The following is a 16638-nucleotide window of genomic DNA, read 5'->3' on the forward strand; positions in this document are numbered from 1 at the left end:
GCCTTGACATCTACGTAGCAACCTGCTATGATACATACCAAAAGTATGTAATAAAAAACGGGGTATCACAATGGCACGCAATAAGTATCCTGAAGTAACGATAAACCGCATTCTCGATACAGCTATGAAATTGTTCATGTCCAAAGGATATGAGCATACGACGATCCAGGATATCATCGATGGATTGGGAGATTTGAGCAAGGGCGCTATTTATCATCACTTCAATTCAAAAGAAGAAATCATGGATGCGGTGAATAAAAGATTAGCTGAGCAGGGGATAGCCGATATAAAAACAATTGCTCACGAGCGCAGTCTATCCGGGTTGGATAAACTTTGCAAGATGCTTGTGTTTTCTATCCAATCGGCCCAACACGAGGCTCTCGATCAGACCGTACCGCCGTTTCTTAGAAATCCTCAGTTATTGGCTCTTCATATGCGTGATACTATGGGCTCCGCAGCCGACCTGCTTACAGGTGTTATTGAGGAAGGTATTAGAGACGGTTCTATTCATACAGCTCAACCCCGTCAGCTTGCCCAGATGATTCTCTTGTTTTTTAACGTTTGGTTTAACCCGTGGATGTATTCCTGGACTCCCAATGAGTTAAAGGATATCATTTCCTTTGCAAGAAATGTATTTGAAGAAATAGGGGTCCCTATAGTTACAGAAGAGGTTCTTCAATCCATTGGCGAACTCCATTCGCTTTCCCAAAAATAGAAGTAGCTATTCTTTACAAATGGCTTGTAGAGAATAGCTAATATTTTGAAAACATACATACCAAACGTCGGTATATTTTAAAAAGAGGAGATGTGAGGATGAGTATTGATTCAAGCAATGGAAAACAGCCATGGAAGAGAAACTTTTTTACGATAACTATCGGTCAAACAATTTCTATAGTTGGAAGTTCAGCGGTACAGTTTACGTTAATTTGGTGGATTGCCAGCAATACCTCTTCACCACTTATGTTGGCTATGGCAGGGTTGTTTGCTTTTTTGCCGCAATTATTGCTTGGACCTTTTGCTGGGGTCTGGGTAGATCGCTTAAAACGAAAAACTGTAATTATCTGTGCCGATCTTTTTATAGGGATGGTAGCCGCTGTTTATGCACTGATCCTTATCGTTGTGAATCCGCCCTTTTGGTCGGCGTGTGCTGTCCTCGGAATTCGAGCCATTGGCAGTGTTTTTCATACTCCGGCGATTCAATCGGTGATACCGTTGCTGGTTCCGGAAAAAGAGCTTGTTCGGGTGAATGGGTGGAGTCAATTTGCTCAGACGGGTGCTTTGATGCTGGGGCCGGTTTTGGGGGCGGCATTGTATGCAATTTTTCCACTCCCTATCGTACTATTATCGGATTTAGTAGGAGCATTGCTGGCAAGCATCGCTGTGGCAGCGGTCAAAATCCCTGAGTTAAAAAAAGAAAAACAGCTTGCCCCAAATTTTCGAAAAGAAATGCACGAGGGAGTGGCTGTTTTTCAGAGAGATAAAAAACTGTGTATCGTTACCTTAGCAGCTGCACTTTCTATGGTTTTTTATATGCCGCTTTCTTCGTTCTTTGCCCTGATGGCCAGTGACTATTTTAAAGCAAGCGCTTGGCATGCCAGTATAGTCCAATTTGGCTATTCGGGGGGAATGATGTTGTGTGCTTTGCTGATCGGAGCCTATGGCCGGATCAAAAAGAAGTTGTTCGTGGTGCATATTGGACTTCTGGGACTAGGGCTTACTGCTTTTTTCTGTGGTTTACTTCCTCAGAATGAGAGCGCTTTCTGGCTCTTTGCAGCATTATGCACGTTTATGGGAGCAAGCGGAAACCTCTATAATATCCCCTACATAGCCTATATGCAGGAGAAAATCCCTCGTGAGGTACAAGGGCGTGCTTTTTCTATCATGAGCAGCTTCATGTCGGCAACGATGCCGCTGGGACTTTTAATCGCGGGACCAGTGGCTGAAATTTACGGGGTGAAATTCTGGTTTTATCTAACGGGCATAGCGTTTTTTATCATTACAAGCATTAGCTTTCTTTTGGTTGTCTCCCAGCCCTAATACCGTTTTATGAGTAAGATATTCTTAGAAATAAAATAAAGGTTTGGAAATGTGCTCAATAAAATGTTACACTTATTAGATAATCGATCAGGAGATATTGAGGAGAAGTGCGGATATGAGTTTATGGAAAAGGCTTGTGTATTTATTTTTAGGCACTTTTTTATTATCCGTGGGAATTGTGATGACCATGAAAGCCAATTTAGGCTATGCTCCTTGGGATGTGTTCCATCGGGGGACTGCCGATACTGTGGGCATGACGATTGGCAATGTTTCTATAGTGGCCAGTTTGGTGATCTCTATCATCGTTGTGTTGCTTGGAGAGAAGCTGGGTTTTGGCACTATCTTTAATATATTTGCCATTGGAATTTATATCGACTTATTATTGCCTTTAAAACTAATCCCTGAGATGCAGAGTTTTATTCCAGGGATGGTTATGCTCATTCTTGGCTTATTCCTTTGCGCCTTTAGTTCCTATCTCTACATTGCCTCTGGTTTTGGAGCAGGCCCAAGGGATAGTCTGATGGTGGCTTTAGAGAGAAAGACTAAATTATCTATAGGGCTTTGCCGTGGGATTATTGAAGTAACGGTGTGCTTGATAGGCTGGATTTTTGGCGGACCCGTAGGAATTGGTACAGTTATTTCCGCATTTGGAATAGGGATCTGCGTACAGATGGTCTTTGCTTGGGTGAAATTTGATGCGACCTCGGTTAAACATGAGACCATTGATGAAACGGTAAAGAATCTGAAGGGGTTTTATAAGAAATCCGTTGGCGAAGATGCCTAAAGCATCTATTTTAAAGCTTGTTCTAAATCGCCAATGAGATCCTCGGCGGCTTCAATACCCAGTGATAACCGGAGAAGACAATCGTCCACCCCAAGCCTTGTCCTTACTTCGTGAGGGATATCGGCATGGGTTTGGGTAGCGGGATAAGTGATTAGAGATTCTACACCACCAAGGCTTTCCGCATAGGAGATAATTTTGAGGGATTTTAATATCTCGGGGATTAAGCTGGGACTTTTTACCCGGAAAGATAGCATAGCACCGAAGCCCCGGGCTTGTTCAAGCTGAGTTGCATAGCCGGGATGATGCTTAAGTCCGGGATAACAGACCGCGGTGACAAGGGGATGCGTCTCCAGCCATTGTGCAATCTGGAGGGCATTTTCTTCTTGTGCTCTCATGCGCAGGGCCAAGGTTTTCAATCCCCGGATAATTAGCCAGGAATCTTGGGGGCCCAATGTAGCGCCGAGAGAGTTCTGCAAACGTCCAAAGCGAGCTGCAAGCTCTTCTCCTTGAACCACGACGAGGCCCGCCACGACATCATTATGGCCGCCAAGATATTTGGTGCCACTATGAATAACAATGTCTGCTCCCAAGTTCAGTGGTTTTTGCAAATAGGGTGTAAGAAAAGTATTGTCCACTATATTTAAGAGACCGTGCTTCTGGCACAAGGAAGCGATCCCCTTTAGGTCGGCAATCTTCATTAGAGGGTTGGTAGGTGTTTCGGTGAAGATGGCTTTTGTGTGGGGGCGGATCTCTTTTGCGATGGTGTCGAGATCACTGGAATCAACAAAAGTGACTTGGAGGCCAAAGCGGCTGAAGACCTCCTCAAGGATACGGTAGGTTCCTCCATAGAGATCTTCGGTGACGAGAAGATGCTCGCCCTGAGAGAATAAGGAGAGGATGGTAGTGATGGCACCCATGCCTGAGGAAAAAGCAAACCCTTTGGTACCCTCTTCCAGGCTTGCCATAGCATCTTCTAAAGCTTGGCGGGTGGGATTGCCGGTTCGTGAGTAATCAAAGCCTGTGCTTTGGCCGAAGCCGGGGTGAGCAAAGGTAGATGAATGGTAAACAGGAAAGCTGATCGCCCCGTAAGGATCCCGGCGATTGCCGATCTGAGCCAGTTCGGTTAAAATATTCATTTTCATTCCTCCTCGTATGAACACATTGGCAAAGGTTATTCATGTTGTTGAGCCTCAAAGAAGATTCGAACTAACAAAAACGACCTCCAAAGAGGTCGTGAACTGTTTCCACGTCCTCTTATCTTCGAACCTGATGGTTCTCTGGATTTAGCACCTCACATATGTAGGTTGCCGGGCTTCATGGGGCCAGTCCCTCCGCCTCTCTTGATAAGAGCTTTGACATAAGTCCATATTTAATTCGCTTTAAGCCTGCTAAGATGTTTATAATATTATATTATTCCTATGGGCTTTGCAAGTGAATTTTTTATGTCCTAAATATACTTCATTCTGAAAAGAGGAAAATTCTATGCTTTTTGAGAATACCTTAGTTAAGCGGAGCTAAGCAGGAATCCAGCCTTGAACTGTTTACACTGGGAACAAGATTGGTGAGTAACTGATTTATTTAACTCGCGGAGGGGAGCTATGACAATAGAGGGAATCCTTGTATATTCGATATTACTTTTCATTATTATATTTCTTGCCGTAAGGCTGGCTATACAGCCATTGATCAAAAACGCCAATAACGTTGCGGTTAATGAGGAAGGCGAGTTAAGCTTGGTTAAGTTGCAAGCTATCGGTGTGCTGGATAATCATGAGTTAGAAGAAGTCATACAGTTTTACAATCAAAAGAAGGTTTCAAGTAAAAAGATGAAAGAATTAGAACGCTATACGAAAGTGCTTTCGGAATTAGTCAGGCAAGGAATCTTGACTCAAGAGGAATATTCTCGAAAAATGGAGAAACTGAGAAACTACTATTTTAGCGATAATTCTAAAGCATAATCGATTGAAGCGTGAAAGTTAATTAAGCTTGAGTAATCTGGAGGTAAATCATGCAGGCAAAGCTGAATCACTTAAAGCAAATTATCAAAGAAATGGAAGCGGTTGTGGTGGCTTTTTCGGGTGGGGTGGACAGCACCTTTCTCTTAAAAGTAGCTCATGAAACCTTGGGGGATCACTGTCTTGCTGTCATCGGTGCTTCGGAAACTATGCCTTCAGCCGATTATAACAATGCTTTGCAGCAGGCCAAAGAGTTTGGGGCAAAGTTTTTGGTCATCGAAACTGAAGAAATGGGCAAAGAGGAGTTTGTAAAGAACCCCCAGAATCGTTGTTTTCATTGTAAAAATGAGCTGTTTACAAAGCTGTTAGGCATTGCCCAAGAGAAGAAGATCAATTGGGTTCTTGACGGGAGCAATGCCGACGATCTTAAGGATTACCGCCCCGGCATGCAGGCAGCCAGAGCTTTGGGGATCAGGAGTCCGCTGCAGGAAGCGGGCTTAAGCAAAGAAGAGATTCGTCAATTGTCCAAGAAGATGGGACTTTCAACTTGGGATAAGCCCTCCAGCCCTTGTCTATCTTCTCGCTTTCCCTACGGAGAGGAGATCACGATCGAAAAGCTTCGGCGCGTAGAGCAAGCGGAAGCTTTACTTAAAGAACTGGGATTTACAAATTTAAGAGTGCGTTATCATCAGGATATGGCCCGATTGGAAATTCCTAAAAAGGATTTTTTAAAACTTATGGAATTGGACCACGATACTATTGTCAAGCCCCTCAAGGAATTAGGGTTTACCTATGTTACTCTGGATTTAGAGGGTTTTCGAAGCGGCAGTCTAAACGAAGGAATACAAATTCTGTAGCACTGCTTCAGAGTTCTATAGTGAAGGGATTACATTATTCTGTAATATATCAATCTGCTCTATTGACATTACTTTGTTTACTGTCATATAATAATTAAAAATTGAATACTTCTCATCCAGAGTGGTGGAGGGACTGGCCCGATGAAACCCGGCAACCGGCCTATATGGCAGTGGTGCTAATTCCAGCAGGATTATTCCTGGAAGATGAGCAAAATATGACACATAAGCTCTTCCTGGAATAGGGAAGGGCTTTTTATATGCTCTTGCCATAATATTGCAGGCAACGTCAAGGACCGATGAAGGGGAGGAACAAAGAGATGAAGGAAAATACAGTGAAGATTGGTCTATTAGGGTGTGGGAATGTGGGCCAAGGGGTGATAAAAGGAATACTGCTCCATTCAAACAAGATTCTTCGCAAACTGGGGGCCACATTGGTTGTAAGCAAGGCCCTTGTTCAAGATATAAGTAAAGAGCGGGCGATTGAGGGTGTTGTTCTAACCCAGAAACCCCAGGATATTCTCGATGACCCGGAGATTGAGGTAGTAGTGGAAGTTATGGGTGGTGAGCATCCCACTTATTCCTTTATCAAAGAGGCGCTGGCTAAAGGAAAGCATGTAGTGACAGCCAATAAGCTCTTACTGGCTCTTCATGGCGCGGAGTTGCAAGAAATAGCCCAGCGTAAAGGAATTTGCCTGCTTTATGAAGGGAGCGTCTTAGGAGGGATTCCGATCCTTAGAACCATTCAATATGGGCTGGCCGGAGACCAGGTGAAGAAAATTTGTGGCATTTTAAATGGGACCACTAATTATATTCTGACTCAAATGGCGGAGTCTGGAAAAGGCTATGAGGAGGCATTGCGCGAAGCGCAAGAGGCTGGTTATGCGGAAAGTGATCCGACTATGGATGTAACCGGTTTGGACGCGGCGTGTAAACTTGTTATTCTCTGCCGGGAATGCTTTGAGCTGAATATTCCTCTTGAAGAGGTGGAGATTAATGGAATCCAAGGGCTGACGCCGGAAGAGGTCGCAGAGCAAAAAGAACAGGGGCGGGTGCCTAAATTAGTTGCCGAGGCAGCCATCATTGAGCACTCTTCGTCAGAGCCGGAAAAAAGACGGGAAGGAATTAGGGCTAAAGTGAGTGTGCAGTGGTTATCAGGGGAAGCAATTCTCAGTCACGTCTCCGGTGTGGATAATGGCTTATCACTGGAAACGCAGTTGGTGGGTGATCTTTTTTGGAAGGGGCCTGGCGCTGGTGGATTGGCCACAGGGGGAGCCGTTTTGTCCGATATTGTTGAGATCGCGAAGAAAGTAGTTGTAGAGCGCAGGATAGGAAATGCTGCTCGTTAAGTAAAGCAGGCTCAATGTTGAGTTTCTTAAAATGTATAATGGAATTAAAGCGAACTGGTTCAGGCCGGTTCGCTTTTTGATGATTTCCTTTTTATCGGCACGATTCCTAAAGCAATTTGGCATATCCTTGCTAAAAGAAGGATTGAGAAACAGCAACAGAGAATCAATTCTAAGAATATGGTAAATAATGGTATGGTGTAATTCGATTAGAAACAGATTAAGGAGGGAGCGTTATCAAGAAACGAAGAATTATTCGCGGCACCCTTTTTTTCCTGGGGGTGGTATTCTGTATCTTGTTCTTGAATTTTGATATCTTTCCTTTAAGTGCTTCTTTTAGGGAGCCCGGTGTGGAGGAACCGACTTATTCGGCAATGCTGGTCACCGATCCCGAACAAACGCCGCAGCAAAGAATCCAACAGCAAAGAGCCAATTATGCTGCTTATGTTAAGAAAGTAAAGACCGCGGCAGCTAACCCAAGTGAAACTGATCGGGGAGCAGTGAAGGAAGAGACTCCGCAACCGGTAACTACCGAGCAAACAGGGCAGCTTTTTCGTGTGACTACCAATCCCTATGTCCCGGCCTTTATTCTCCAAGGAAATTATGTGGTTCATGGCAGTTCGCCCAATAAGCAATTTACAGCTTATATCTACCCGGATGAATGGGAAACCATTGGAGATATTTATATCAAAGATAATGTAAGCAATCGTTGGACTCGGCTGCAGATCAATCAGGAGAACCGGATAAAAATGTGGAATTCTTTTGCACCTGAAGGAAAATATACTCCGAAAAAGAAGATCTTATGGCTTAATGATCAAGAGTTTATTACCATTATCGGCTTGGCCTATGGGACGATTGCCAAGGGTGGAGAGCTGGTAAAGGTTACACCGGCCACTGGTGAAGCGGAAACACTTTATCCGGCATATCAAAAGCTCAACCAAGAAGTTATTGATTTTGAACAGGTGGAAGAAGAGCTGATTATCACTATAGATCACTTAGATGCCAATGGGTTCTGTCTGGAAAAGGAGGAGATGAGAGTTCCCCTGTTTGATTGAGATACATCATCTCAGCAGGATATTGTTTATAAAAGAAATCACTTCCTCTCAGGATAGTTTTAAGCAGGTCTCTAGTGGGCTTGCTTTTCACTTTCCCTATCTTTCTTTAACTTTTTGGGAAAAGAATGGTATAATAAAAAATTGAGAACTATCAGGAGGGATTATCCTTTGGAATTTGCGGAAAGTATCGCGCAAGAACTTAGCTTGCGTGCCCATCAGGTCAAAGAAGCCATTCAACTCTTGGATGCGGGGAATACCATTCCTTTTATTGCACGTTATCGTAAGGAAGCCACCGGAGAGTTGGATGAGAACGCCCTGCGCAGTATCGTAGAGCGTTTGGAATATCTAAGGAACTTAAAGCAACGGAAAAGCGAAGTCCTGCGGTTGATTGAAGAGCAAGGCAAACTCACAGATGAGTTAGCAGAGCAGATTCAGAACGCTTCAATTCTCCAAGAGGTGGAAGACCTCTATCGGCCCTACAAACAGAAAAGGCGTACACGGGCTACTATAGCTAAGGAGAAGGGACTTGAACCCTTAGCTCTATGGATATTGGAGCAATATCCCAAGGCCCAGCCTTTAGAGGAAGCTCAAAAGTATATTAACCCTGAACTGGGTGTCGAAACCTCAGAAGAAGCAATCTCTGGGGCTTCGGATATTCTTGCGGAAATGATTTCTGATGATGCCGCCATGCGCAAGAGAATCCGGGAAGCAACCTTTCGTTTTGGCGATATTGCAGCTTCGGCCAAAAAGGCTGAGGAACGCTCTCCTTATGAGATGTACTATGATTACCGGGAACCTGTGAAAAAGCTGCCCCCTCACCGTATCCTGGCTCTCAATCGCGGTGAGAAGGAAGAGGTTCTCAGCGTTAAAGTGGATGTTCCTACAGAGCGTATGCTTGCTCTGCTCGAGCAGGCTTATGTGAAGCATGGACCCGCAGCGGAGATTGTTCGTAATGCTGCAGATGATTCTTATAAACGTTTAATAGCCCCTTCTATTGAGAGGGAAATCCGGGGAGCTCTGACTGAGAAGGCGGAGGAGCAAGCCATCAAGGTTTTTGCTGAGAATTTGAAACAGCTTCTGCTCCAACCTCCGGTACGGGGGAAAGTTGTACTGGGATTGGACCCGGGCTTTCGGACAGGGTGTAAATTTGCTGTAGTGGATGATACCGGAAAACTGTTTCATGTCGGTGTTATTTACCCTCATCCCCCTCAAAACAAGCGGGAAGAAGCGAAGAAGGTACTTAGAGATACTATTGCTAAATATCAAGTGGAGGTTATCGCCATTGGCAATGGCACAGCATCTCGTGAGACTGAGGAAGTCACTGCTGAGATGATTCGGGAAAGTGACCTGGCTTCGGAATATATCATCGTCAGTGAAGCCGGAGCCTCCGTATACTCTGCTTCTAAACTGGCTGGAGAAGAGTTTCCGGATTTTGATCTTTCTTTGCGCAGTGCTGTCTCCATTGCCCGGCGTTTGCAGGATCCTTTAGCTGAGCTGGTTAAGATCGAACCCAAAGCCGTGGGTGTCGGGCAATATCAGCATGATGTTCAGCCTAAGCGCTTGGAGGAATCCTTGCATGGTGTCGTTGAATCCGCCGTTAATGCTGTAGGTGTGGATTTGAATACGGCCTCGCCTTCCCTCCTTCAATATGTGGCCGGGCTTAAACCGACCATTGCCAAAAATATTGTGGCTTTTCGGGAAAGTAATGGGAAGTTCCAAAAACGGGAGCAGCTGAAAAAGGTTCCCCGTCTTGGGGAGCAGACCTTTGTGCAGTGCGCCGGCTTTATTCGTATTCCTGAAGGGGCCAACCCTCTGGAAAATACACCGGTTCATCCGGAATCCTATGAGCTGGCTCAAAATATCCTGCACAAGGCAGGATTCACTATCATGGATCTAAAAGAACGTCCTAATGAAGTACGGCTGGGGATTGCCCGGTTAAATCCTGAGGAATGTGCTCGGGAGTTCAGTGCCGGAGTTCCTACAGTCAAAGATATTCTTGCCGCTCTGCAACGCCCTGGCCGGGATCCCCGGGAGGATCTGCCCAGGCCGAAATTGCGTCAGGATGTTACCCATCTGGAGGATTTAAAAACGGGAATGATTCTGGAAGGAACTGTGAGAAATATCGTTGATTTTGGAGCTTTTATTGATATAGGGGTCAAACACGACGGTTTGGTGCATATATCTCAAATCAGCGAGAAGTTTATTAAGCATCCTATGGAAGTGCTTTCCGTGGGAGACATCGTTAAAGTCCGTGTTCTAGGCATCGATACCGCCCGTGAGCGAGTCAGTCTCTCCATGAAGGAGATTGCAGCGGACGCCATGGTATCCATATAGCCCTGTCTATAAGAACAAGCTAAAAGCAATACTGTTTATAACGGAGGTAATCATGAAAGCAAAGACTAGCCTTTTTATCCGTGATGGTCTGATCAAGACCATGAAGGGTCAGGAATTCATTGGCGGCATCCTGGTGGAAGGCACACAGATAAAAGCTCTTGGGGAGAATCTGGTTGCTCCTGAGGGAGCGGAGATTATTGAAGCCCATGGGAAGTTGATTTTACCCGGCTTTATTGACGCCCATTGTCATGTGGGGCTGGGAGAGGAGATCTACCAAAACGAAGGGGATGATCTCAACGAAATGACCGATCCGGTTACCCCTGAGCTTCGTGCTATCGATGGCATCAATCCGGAGGATGAAGGTTTACGGGATGCTCGTTTAGGAGGAGTTACGGCTGTGTTCTCCACACCGGGCAGCGGCAACGTTATTGGTGGGACAGGTGTCGTGTTGAAAACAGTCGGCAAAGTCGTGGATAAGATGATTGTACGGGAGCCGGCAGGGCTGAAGGTAGCCTTTGGAGAGAATCCCAAAATGGTCTATGGTGGGGAACAAAAGAAAATGCCTATGACCCGTATGGCTACTGCCGCCCTGCTTCGTCAAGCGCTGGTGGATGCTGAGACTTATCTGGAAAAGTTAGAACAAGGCATCGAGGACCCGGAAAAGGTACCTGAGCGGGATCTGGGGATGGAAAGTTTAATCCGGGTGATTAAACGTGAGATTCCTCTGCGGGCCCATGCTCACCGGGCCGATGATATTATGACGGCTATCCGCATTGCTAAAGAATTCAATGTGGATCTGGTTATTGAACATTGTACCGAAGGACATAAGATTGCTGAGGAAATCGCCGAGTATGGATATCCTGCCGTTGTGGGTCCTTCACTGGTCAACCGGGCTAAGGTGGAATTGAAAGATAAGTCTTTTGAGACCCCCCATGTCCTGACACAAGCAGGTGTTAAGGTGGCTATTATTACAGACCATCCGGTGACTCCGATTGAACAGCTGTCCCTTTGTGCAGCGCTGGTGGCACGGGCCGGAATGGATGAAGAAGAGGCTTTAAAGGCCATTACAATTAACCCGGCGGAAATTTTGGGTGTGGATCATCGCTTAGGGTCTTTGGAAGTGGGTAAAGATGCGGATATCGTGATTTGGAGTGAACATCCTTTTGTCTTAAAGTCACGCCCGGAAACGGTGATTATCAACGGTAAGGTGATCACGGATTAGCTTTCCGAATGATTGAGAAAAGGCCGGAAACTTTGGGAATTAAGGATACGTAAATAGACATTATAGTTAGAATTCAGAGCGAATGATTAAAGGAAGGAAGTCAGGATGGAGCTGGAAGTTCAAAGCTTAAGTGCAGATTATACTCATGCCCTGGGCTACAATTTAGGAAAAGTGCTTCGTGGTGGAGATGTGGTGTGTCTTGCCGGCGATCTGGGGGCGGGAAAAACTGCCTTAGCAAAAGGAATTGGGGAAGCCCTGGCGGTACAGGAACCCATGACCAGCCCAACCTTTACCTTTCAGATTGAGTATTCAGGGATGGCTCAGGATAGTCCCGTGCGGCTGATCCATATGGATTTATATCGTTTGCGTTATCCGGAAGAGGTAGAGATAATCGGGGTAGAAGATGCTTTTCAAGAGGATGCTATCTGCTTGATTGAATGGCCGGGAATTGCGGAGGATATCCTGCCCGATGATTCATTAGCAATCCGGATTGAAGGATCAGGTGAGGAGCCGCGCTTAATCGGCTTTTCTTCCCAAGCGGAAGCCTGGGCAGAACGGCTCAAAGATATTATCACAGAAATAAATCTTGTTAATCCTTTCGAATACTAGGAGGAACGATGAAGTATCTCACCATCGATACAACCACCAAAGTCACAGCTTTAGCTCTGGCGGATGACGGGCAGCTGGTGGCGGAAGGTTTTTTGCATACATCCAAAACCCATTCGGAGAGGTTGATTCCTGTACTGGATCAAGTCCTGGAGGCATCGGCCTGGAAGCTCCAGGATCTTGATTTTATTGGTGTGGTGCGAGGACCGGGTTCTTTCACAGGAATCCGTATTGGGATTGCCACAGCTCAGGGGTTGGCGCAAGTGCTTAAGCTTCCCTTAATAGGTGTGCTTTCCTTGGATTCCTTGGCTTGGGCCGGACATAGCCGAAAGGAAGAGATCGTACCGATTCTTGATGCCCGCAAGAATGAATGGTATACAGCTCAGTACCGATGGTCGGAAAGGGAGGAAATCCCCATACGAAGCCGAGAGCCTTTCGCGGTAGAGCCGGCACTTTGGCTTAAGGAATTGGCGGAACAAGGCAAGCCCATTGTTTTTGTCGGTGACGCTGTTTCCCGTTATCAAGAGAAGATCAAGGCCATCCTGGGGGATAAGGCAGTGCTTCTCCCGGATTATTTAGCTTTGCCGCGGGGAGCGTATACTGTTCGGTGTGTCTGGAATGAATGGCAGAAGGGAAGCCAGGAAAAGCTTGTGGAACCGTATTATATTCGGTTATCGGAAGCTGAGACCAATTGGGCTAAGAAAGAGGAGGCGCAAAAGGGGAAATGATGATTCGCCCCATGCAAGAGAGTGATTTATCCACAATTCTGGAGATAGAGCATGCCTGCTTTCCGGCGCCTTGGGCTCCCCAGTCTTTTGTCAGCGAATTGAGAGATAATGAATATGCGCGGTACTTTTGTCTGGAACACGAGGGCAATATCATTGGCTATATGGGGCTCTGGTTTATCCTCGAGGAAGGACATATTACCAACGTAGCTGTAGCGCCGGGGTATCAGGGGATGGGCGGTGGAGAGTTTCTGATGCGCTCTGTGATCGATTTGATGGTTAAGGAAGGTATGGAACGTATGACCCTTGAGGTACGAGCTTCCAATACCTCCGCCCAAAGATTGTACGAACGTCTTGGCTTTGTGACAGCGGGAGTTCGTAAAGGCTATTATTCAGATAATCGTGAAGATGCCCTCATTATGTGGCTTGACATAGGCAAAGACTAGAGAAGCAGGCTGATATCAGGAGGTTGCCGGTGAACAATAAAGATATTAATATACTTGGAATTGAGACAAGCTGTGACGAGACCTCAGCTGCTGTGCTTCGCAATGGCTGTGAGCTGCTCAGTCATATTATTTCATCACAGATAAAGACCCATCAAAAATATGGCGGAGTTGTGCCGGAAGTGGCCTCTCGGGAGCATATCCTGCATTTGCAAAGTGTTGTGGAGCAGGCTTTGCAAGAGGCAAAGATGGGGTTTGGCGATTTGGCGGGAATTGCCGTAACCTATGGACCGGGGCTTGTGGGCTCTCTCCTGGTAGGGGTGGCAGGAGCAAAGGCGATGGCTTATGGGGCAGGGATTCCGCTGCTGGGAGTTAATCATTTGGAAGGACATATCTATGCGAACTTTCTTCATAATCCGGGGCTGAAGTTTCCTTTGCTGGCTCTCCTTGTCTCGGGAGGGCATTCCCATTTGGTCTATTTTGAAGGACATGGAAAATACCAGGTTCTTGGGCAGACTCGGGATGATGCTGCCGGAGAGGCTTTGGATAAGGTGGCCCGGACCTTAGGGCTGGGTTATCCGGGTGGACCATATATTCAGAAGGCTGCCCTTGAAGGGAATCCACATGCCTACGAATTTCCCAGGGCAATGCTTGAGCCCGGCAGTCTGGACTTCAGCTTCAGCGGCGTGAAGTCGGCGGTGCTCAATACCTTGAATTCGGCACGAATGAAGGGCGAGACCGTAAATGTTGCCGATGTGGCGGCTTCTTTTCAGGAGGCCATCGTCGATGTCTTGGTGCGTAAGACCTTGCTGGCCTTGGCTAGGACAAAAGCTCCCACTCTGGTTCTGGCCGGGGGAGTAGCAGCTAATACTCTGCTAAGGGAACGCCTCACTGAGGCAACTCAAAAAAGAGGAATTGCTTTTAGTTACCCGCCCCCAATCCTCTGTACGGATAATGGGGCCATGATCGCGACTGCCGGATATTACCGTTATTTGGATAAGGATTATGCTCCTTGGAATTTGAATGCTATACCGGGACTGAATTTGGCTTAAAAGTATAGAAGAAAATTGGTTTAAACGCTGTCAGTAGGTTGACGAGGCTGCTGCAAATTTCCAAGCGCCTGGAAATTTGCAGCAGCCTCTATATGTAATGCGGGGGTCTCGCAACAGGTTAGGACAGTCGAAAAGGCACTATCGCACTAGTCGGTAGGACATTCGGGTAAGCAATTTTGCAAGGGATAATATGTTCTGTGGATAGTTAACTCTGTGGACAATGTGGATAACTCTGTGACTAACTGATATTGGCGGGCTGAGAGGTGTTGGATCTATGAGAGAGTATTGTCCATAATTACCCACAGATCCTGTGGATAATGTGGATAAGTTAGGAACAAGGGGTTTTTTAGGGGGATGGATATGGGGATAACTTTAAAAATAGAAAAGTATCACAAAGTGCTTTTCTTTTACCCTTTGTTCGAGATAAAATAGAAACATGTGTTTACAGAGTTTCATATACCATGAGGGAGAGCCCTTATAGATGATTGGAAGCTTTACTGGTTTATTTTATTTATAAGAACGGAGAACGAACATGTGGGTTTTATTTGTATGCCTCATAGCAGGAGCTTTTGTGGGATGGTTTCGTTTATTGCCTAAGGCTGTCTTGAATCAAGCGGGGCGGGGGATGATGATCGGGGTATTGATTCTCTTATTAACCATGGGTTTGCGTATTGGCGTTGATCAGGACACTCTCTCCCAGCTGGGGAACTTTGGGTTGCAGGCCTTTCTATTTGCCGTTGCGGCAATTATAGGAAGTGTAGTGGCTGTTCTGCTGTTGGAAAGAGCTTTCATCGGGAAAGCGGGCATGGTTCCACAGCAGGATAAGCTGGAAGTCGATAGCACCGAGACGACTCATCCCTACCGTATGACGTTTACAATTATTGGAGCGTTTATCGCAGGAGTTTTCGGAGGGATGATTTTTTTTCCTCAGGTATGGACGGTATATTTGCCCACCATTACGACCTTAGCCCTTGATTTTACTTTGGTTATGGTAGGTATTGATTTAGGGTTGAATCGCGATATTTGGAGACATATGCTCAAAGTCGGTTGGCAGGTGTTTTTAGCACCTGTGGGTGTGGTGCTCGGCAGTATTGCGGCGGCTATGCTGGTAGGTTTATGCTTTGGATGGAACCTTCGCGAAGGGGGAGCAGTTGGTGCCGGGTTTGGGTGGTACAGCTTATCCGGTGTTTTGATCTCTGACCTTCATTCAGTCTCCTTGGGTACAATTGCTTTTTTGAGCAATATATTCAGAGAGGTTTTAGCCATAATATTTGCCCCCTTTTTAGCCAGGAGAGTTGGGCCGCTGGCTCTTGTTGCTCCCAGTGGGGCAACAGCTATGGACTCCACACTTCCTCTCTTGGTGGCGGTGGGACCTAAAGGTGTCAGTATAGTAGCTATCATAAGCGGTCTTTCTTTATCTCTTTTAGTTCCTGTTTTGGTGCCTTTGGTTTTGGGTTAACCTTAATTAGCAAGCATAGTGAGCAGTTAAAGTATTTTTATCGAAGTTTGGAGAAGGAATATTTTAATCTTTGACGAATCCATTAGTAGGATTGACTGAATTTTCGATAAAATGGAAGAGCTGCTTTTGTTTTAGCAGGGGATATGAAGGAGGATGGAAAGGTGTCTGAGGAGAAGCGGTTATTGCGGGAACATGTACTGTCCCTGCGATCAGCGTTGACACCGGAAGAACGGGCTTCTAAAAGCCAAAGGATTCGGGCTATCGTGACTCAGACCCGTGAGTTTCAGGAAGCAGGCACTATCATGCTGTTTATGAATTTCCGTGATGAGGTAGAGACGACTGAGCTAGCCCAGAAGGTCCTGGACTTGGGGAAGCGGTTGGTATTGCCGCGATGTGCCCCTAAAGGGGTGCTTATACCGGCACTTATCGGAGATTTGGCAAAAGATATTGAGTCGGGAATGTGGGGGATCCGTGAGCCCAAAAAGCAAGAACTCACTGAGGTAGATCCTTTGGAGATCGACGGTATCTTTGTTCCTGGGGCCGCCTTTGATGGGCAGGGAAATCGCCTTGGCTATGGGGGCGGATATTATGATCGGTTTTTCGAAAGGGTGAGAGAAGGGACGCCTAAGATTGCTCTCGCTTTTCACTGCCAAATTGTGGACAGAATCCCCGTTGAAGTTTACGATAAGAAGGTAGATATGTTGATCACTGAACAGGGTGCCATGCGTTTTAAGGAAACGCTTTGAATTTAGTGGAAAAGGGAGGAGAA

The 16638-nt window shown here is 46.1% G+C and carries 16 protein-coding genes and 2 riboswitches; of the genes, 15 read left to right on the forward strand and 1 reads right to left on the reverse strand.

The annotated features are described in order from the left end of the window. Nucleotides 1–70 precede the first annotated feature (70 nt). The 3 genes from DHAF_RS06910 to DHAF_RS06920 all read left to right on the forward strand — a co-directional run bounded on the left by DHAF_RS06910 (nucleotide 71) and on the right by DHAF_RS06920 (nucleotide 2821). Nucleotides 71–715 carry a TetR/AcrR family transcriptional regulator gene (locus DHAF_RS06910; RefSeq protein WP_005817371.1) on the forward strand — a complete coding sequence of 215 codons (645 nt, stop codon included), beginning with the start codon at nucleotides 71–73 and terminating at the stop codon, nucleotides 713–715. A 98-nt stretch (nucleotides 716–813) separates the two neighbouring features. After that, complete coding sequence (locus DHAF_RS06915) at nucleotides 814–2037, forward strand: MFS transporter (protein WP_005817369.1); 1224 nt, start codon at nucleotides 814–816, stop codon at nucleotides 2035–2037. Nucleotides 2038–2152: 115 nt separating this feature from the next. After that, the gene (locus DHAF_RS06920) at nucleotides 2153–2821 is read left to right on the forward strand and encodes a YczE/YyaS/YitT family protein (RefSeq protein ID WP_015943397.1); all 669 of its coding nucleotides are present in this window, start codon (nucleotides 2153–2155) and stop codon (nucleotides 2819–2821) included. A gap of 5 nt (nucleotides 2822–2826) precedes the next feature. On the opposite strand, the gene DHAF_RS06925 is transcribed toward DHAF_RS06920, so the two are convergent. Beyond that, on the reverse strand, nucleotides 2827–3963 hold the full coding sequence (locus DHAF_RS06925) for a trans-sulfuration enzyme family protein (RefSeq protein ID WP_005817365.1): 1137 nt from the start codon (nucleotides 3961–3963) through the stop codon (nucleotides 2827–2829). 109 nt (nucleotides 3964–4072) lie between these two features. Then, nucleotides 4073–4171: riboswitch (SAM riboswitch) on the reverse strand. 248 nt (nucleotides 4172–4419) lie between these two features. Between DHAF_RS06925 and DHAF_RS06930 the strand changes: the two genes are divergently transcribed. The 12 genes from DHAF_RS06930 (at nucleotide 4420) to DHAF_RS06985 (ending at nucleotide 16615) form a co-directional block, all read left to right on the forward strand. Further along, the gene (locus tag DHAF_RS06930) at nucleotides 4420–4776 is read left to right on the forward strand and encodes a hypothetical protein (RefSeq protein WP_005817362.1); all 357 of its coding nucleotides are present in this window, start codon (nucleotides 4420–4422) and stop codon (nucleotides 4774–4776) included. Nucleotides 4777–4826: 50 nt separating this feature from the next. Continuing rightward, the gene (larE, locus tag DHAF_RS06935) at nucleotides 4827–5630 is read left to right on the forward strand and encodes an ATP-dependent sacrificial sulfur transferase LarE (protein ID WP_005817361.1); all 804 of its coding nucleotides are present in this window, start codon (nucleotides 4827–4829) and stop codon (nucleotides 5628–5630) included. 109 nt (nucleotides 5631–5739) lie between these two features. Beyond that, a riboswitch (SAM riboswitch) is annotated at nucleotides 5740–5841 on the forward strand. Between the two features lie 106 nt (nucleotides 5842–5947). Then, on the forward strand, nucleotides 5948–6976 hold the full coding sequence (locus tag DHAF_RS06940) for a homoserine dehydrogenase (RefSeq protein WP_015943399.1): 1029 nt from the start codon (nucleotides 5948–5950) through the stop codon (nucleotides 6974–6976). Nucleotides 6977–7323: 347 nt separating this feature from the next. Next, nucleotides 7324–8028 carry a DUF4652 domain-containing protein gene (locus DHAF_RS06945; protein WP_015943400.1) on the forward strand — a complete coding sequence of 235 codons (705 nt, stop codon included), beginning with the start codon at nucleotides 7324–7326 and terminating at the stop codon, nucleotides 8026–8028. 168 nt (nucleotides 8029–8196) lie between these two features. Next, nucleotides 8197–10362, forward strand: a complete 2166-nt coding sequence (locus DHAF_RS06950) for a Tex family protein (protein WP_015943401.1) — start codon at nucleotides 8197–8199, stop codon at nucleotides 10360–10362. Between the two features lie 52 nt (nucleotides 10363–10414). After that, nucleotides 10415–11584, forward strand: a complete 1170-nt coding sequence (locus tag DHAF_RS06955; protein WP_015943402.1) for an amidohydrolase — start codon at nucleotides 10415–10417, stop codon at nucleotides 11582–11584. A gap of 105 nt (nucleotides 11585–11689) precedes the next feature. Beyond that, the gene (tsaE, locus tag DHAF_RS06960) at nucleotides 11690–12193 is read left to right on the forward strand and encodes a tRNA (adenosine(37)-N6)-threonylcarbamoyltransferase complex ATPase subunit type 1 TsaE (protein WP_005817350.1); all 504 of its coding nucleotides are present in this window, start codon (nucleotides 11690–11692) and stop codon (nucleotides 12191–12193) included. A gap of 8 nt (nucleotides 12194–12201) precedes the next feature. Further along, on the forward strand, nucleotides 12202–12918 hold the full coding sequence (tsaB, locus tag DHAF_RS06965; protein ID WP_005817349.1) for a tRNA (adenosine(37)-N6)-threonylcarbamoyltransferase complex dimerization subunit type 1 TsaB: 717 nt from the start codon (nucleotides 12202–12204) through the stop codon (nucleotides 12916–12918). After that, nucleotides 12915–13361, forward strand: a complete 447-nt coding sequence (gene rimI, locus DHAF_RS06970) for a ribosomal protein S18-alanine N-acetyltransferase (RefSeq protein ID WP_005817348.1) — start codon at nucleotides 12915–12917, stop codon at nucleotides 13359–13361. Before tsaB ends, rimI begins: the two co-directional genes overlap by 4 nt. Before the next feature lie 29 nt (nucleotides 13362–13390). Continuing rightward, nucleotides 13391–14410, forward strand: a complete 1020-nt coding sequence (gene tsaD, locus DHAF_RS06975; RefSeq protein ID WP_015943403.1) for a tRNA (adenosine(37)-N6)-threonylcarbamoyltransferase complex transferase subunit TsaD — start codon at nucleotides 13391–13393, stop codon at nucleotides 14408–14410. Between the two features lie 532 nt (nucleotides 14411–14942). After that, nucleotides 14943–15869: a LysO family transporter gene (locus tag DHAF_RS06980; RefSeq protein ID WP_005817344.1), complete on the forward strand. Its 927-nt coding sequence runs from the start codon at nucleotides 14943–14945 to the stop codon at nucleotides 15867–15869. 143 nt (nucleotides 15870–16012) lie between these two features. Further along, nucleotides 16013–16615, forward strand: a complete 603-nt coding sequence (locus DHAF_RS06985; RefSeq protein WP_005817342.1) for a 5-formyltetrahydrofolate cyclo-ligase — start codon at nucleotides 16013–16015, stop codon at nucleotides 16613–16615. Nucleotides 16616–16638: the final 23 nt, after the last annotated feature.

Source organism: Desulfitobacterium hafniense DCB-2 (assembly GCF_000021925.1).
GTDB lineage: Bacteria > Bacillota > Desulfitobacteriia > Desulfitobacteriales > Desulfitobacteriaceae > Desulfitobacterium > Desulfitobacterium hafniense.

What these genes read in the sequence shown, in the direction of transcription:
- DHAF_RS06910 (WP_005817371.1), top strand. Translation starts at nt 71, where the DNA reads ATGGCACGCAATAAGTATCCTGAAGTAACGATAAACCGCATTCTCGAT.
- DHAF_RS06915 (WP_005817369.1), top strand. Translation starts at nt 814, where the DNA reads ATGAGTATTGATTCAAGCAATGGAAAACAGCCATGGAAGAGAAACTTT.
- DHAF_RS06920 (WP_015943397.1), top strand. Translation starts at nt 2,153, where the DNA reads ATGAGTTTATGGAAAAGGCTTGTGTATTTATTTTTAGGCACTTTTTTA.
- DHAF_RS06925 (WP_005817365.1), bottom strand. Translation starts at nt 3,963, where the DNA reads ATGAAAATGAATATTTTAACCGAACTGGCTCAGATCGGCAATCGCCGG.
- DHAF_RS06930 (WP_005817362.1), top strand. Translation starts at nt 4,420, where the DNA reads ATGACAATAGAGGGAATCCTTGTATATTCGATATTACTTTTCATTATT.
- larE (WP_005817361.1), top strand. Translation starts at nt 4,827, where the DNA reads ATGCAGGCAAAGCTGAATCACTTAAAGCAAATTATCAAAGAAATGGAA.
- DHAF_RS06940 (WP_015943399.1), top strand. Translation starts at nt 5,948, where the DNA reads ATGAAGGAAAATACAGTGAAGATTGGTCTATTAGGGTGTGGGAATGTG.
- DHAF_RS06955 (WP_015943402.1), top strand. Translation starts at nt 10,415, where the DNA reads ATGAAAGCAAAGACTAGCCTTTTTATCCGTGATGGTCTGATCAAGACC.
- tsaE (WP_005817350.1), top strand. Translation starts at nt 11,690, where the DNA reads ATGGAGCTGGAAGTTCAAAGCTTAAGTGCAGATTATACTCATGCCCTG.
- tsaB (WP_005817349.1), top strand. Translation starts at nt 12,202, where the DNA reads ATGAAGTATCTCACCATCGATACAACCACCAAAGTCACAGCTTTAGCT.
- rimI (WP_005817348.1), top strand. Translation starts at nt 12,915, where the DNA reads ATGATGATTCGCCCCATGCAAGAGAGTGATTTATCCACAATTCTGGAG.
- DHAF_RS06980 (WP_005817344.1), top strand. Translation starts at nt 14,943, where the DNA reads ATGTGGGTTTTATTTGTATGCCTCATAGCAGGAGCTTTTGTGGGATGG.
- DHAF_RS06985 (WP_005817342.1), top strand. Translation starts at nt 16,013, where the DNA reads ATGAAGGAGGATGGAAAGGTGTCTGAGGAGAAGCGGTTATTGCGGGAA.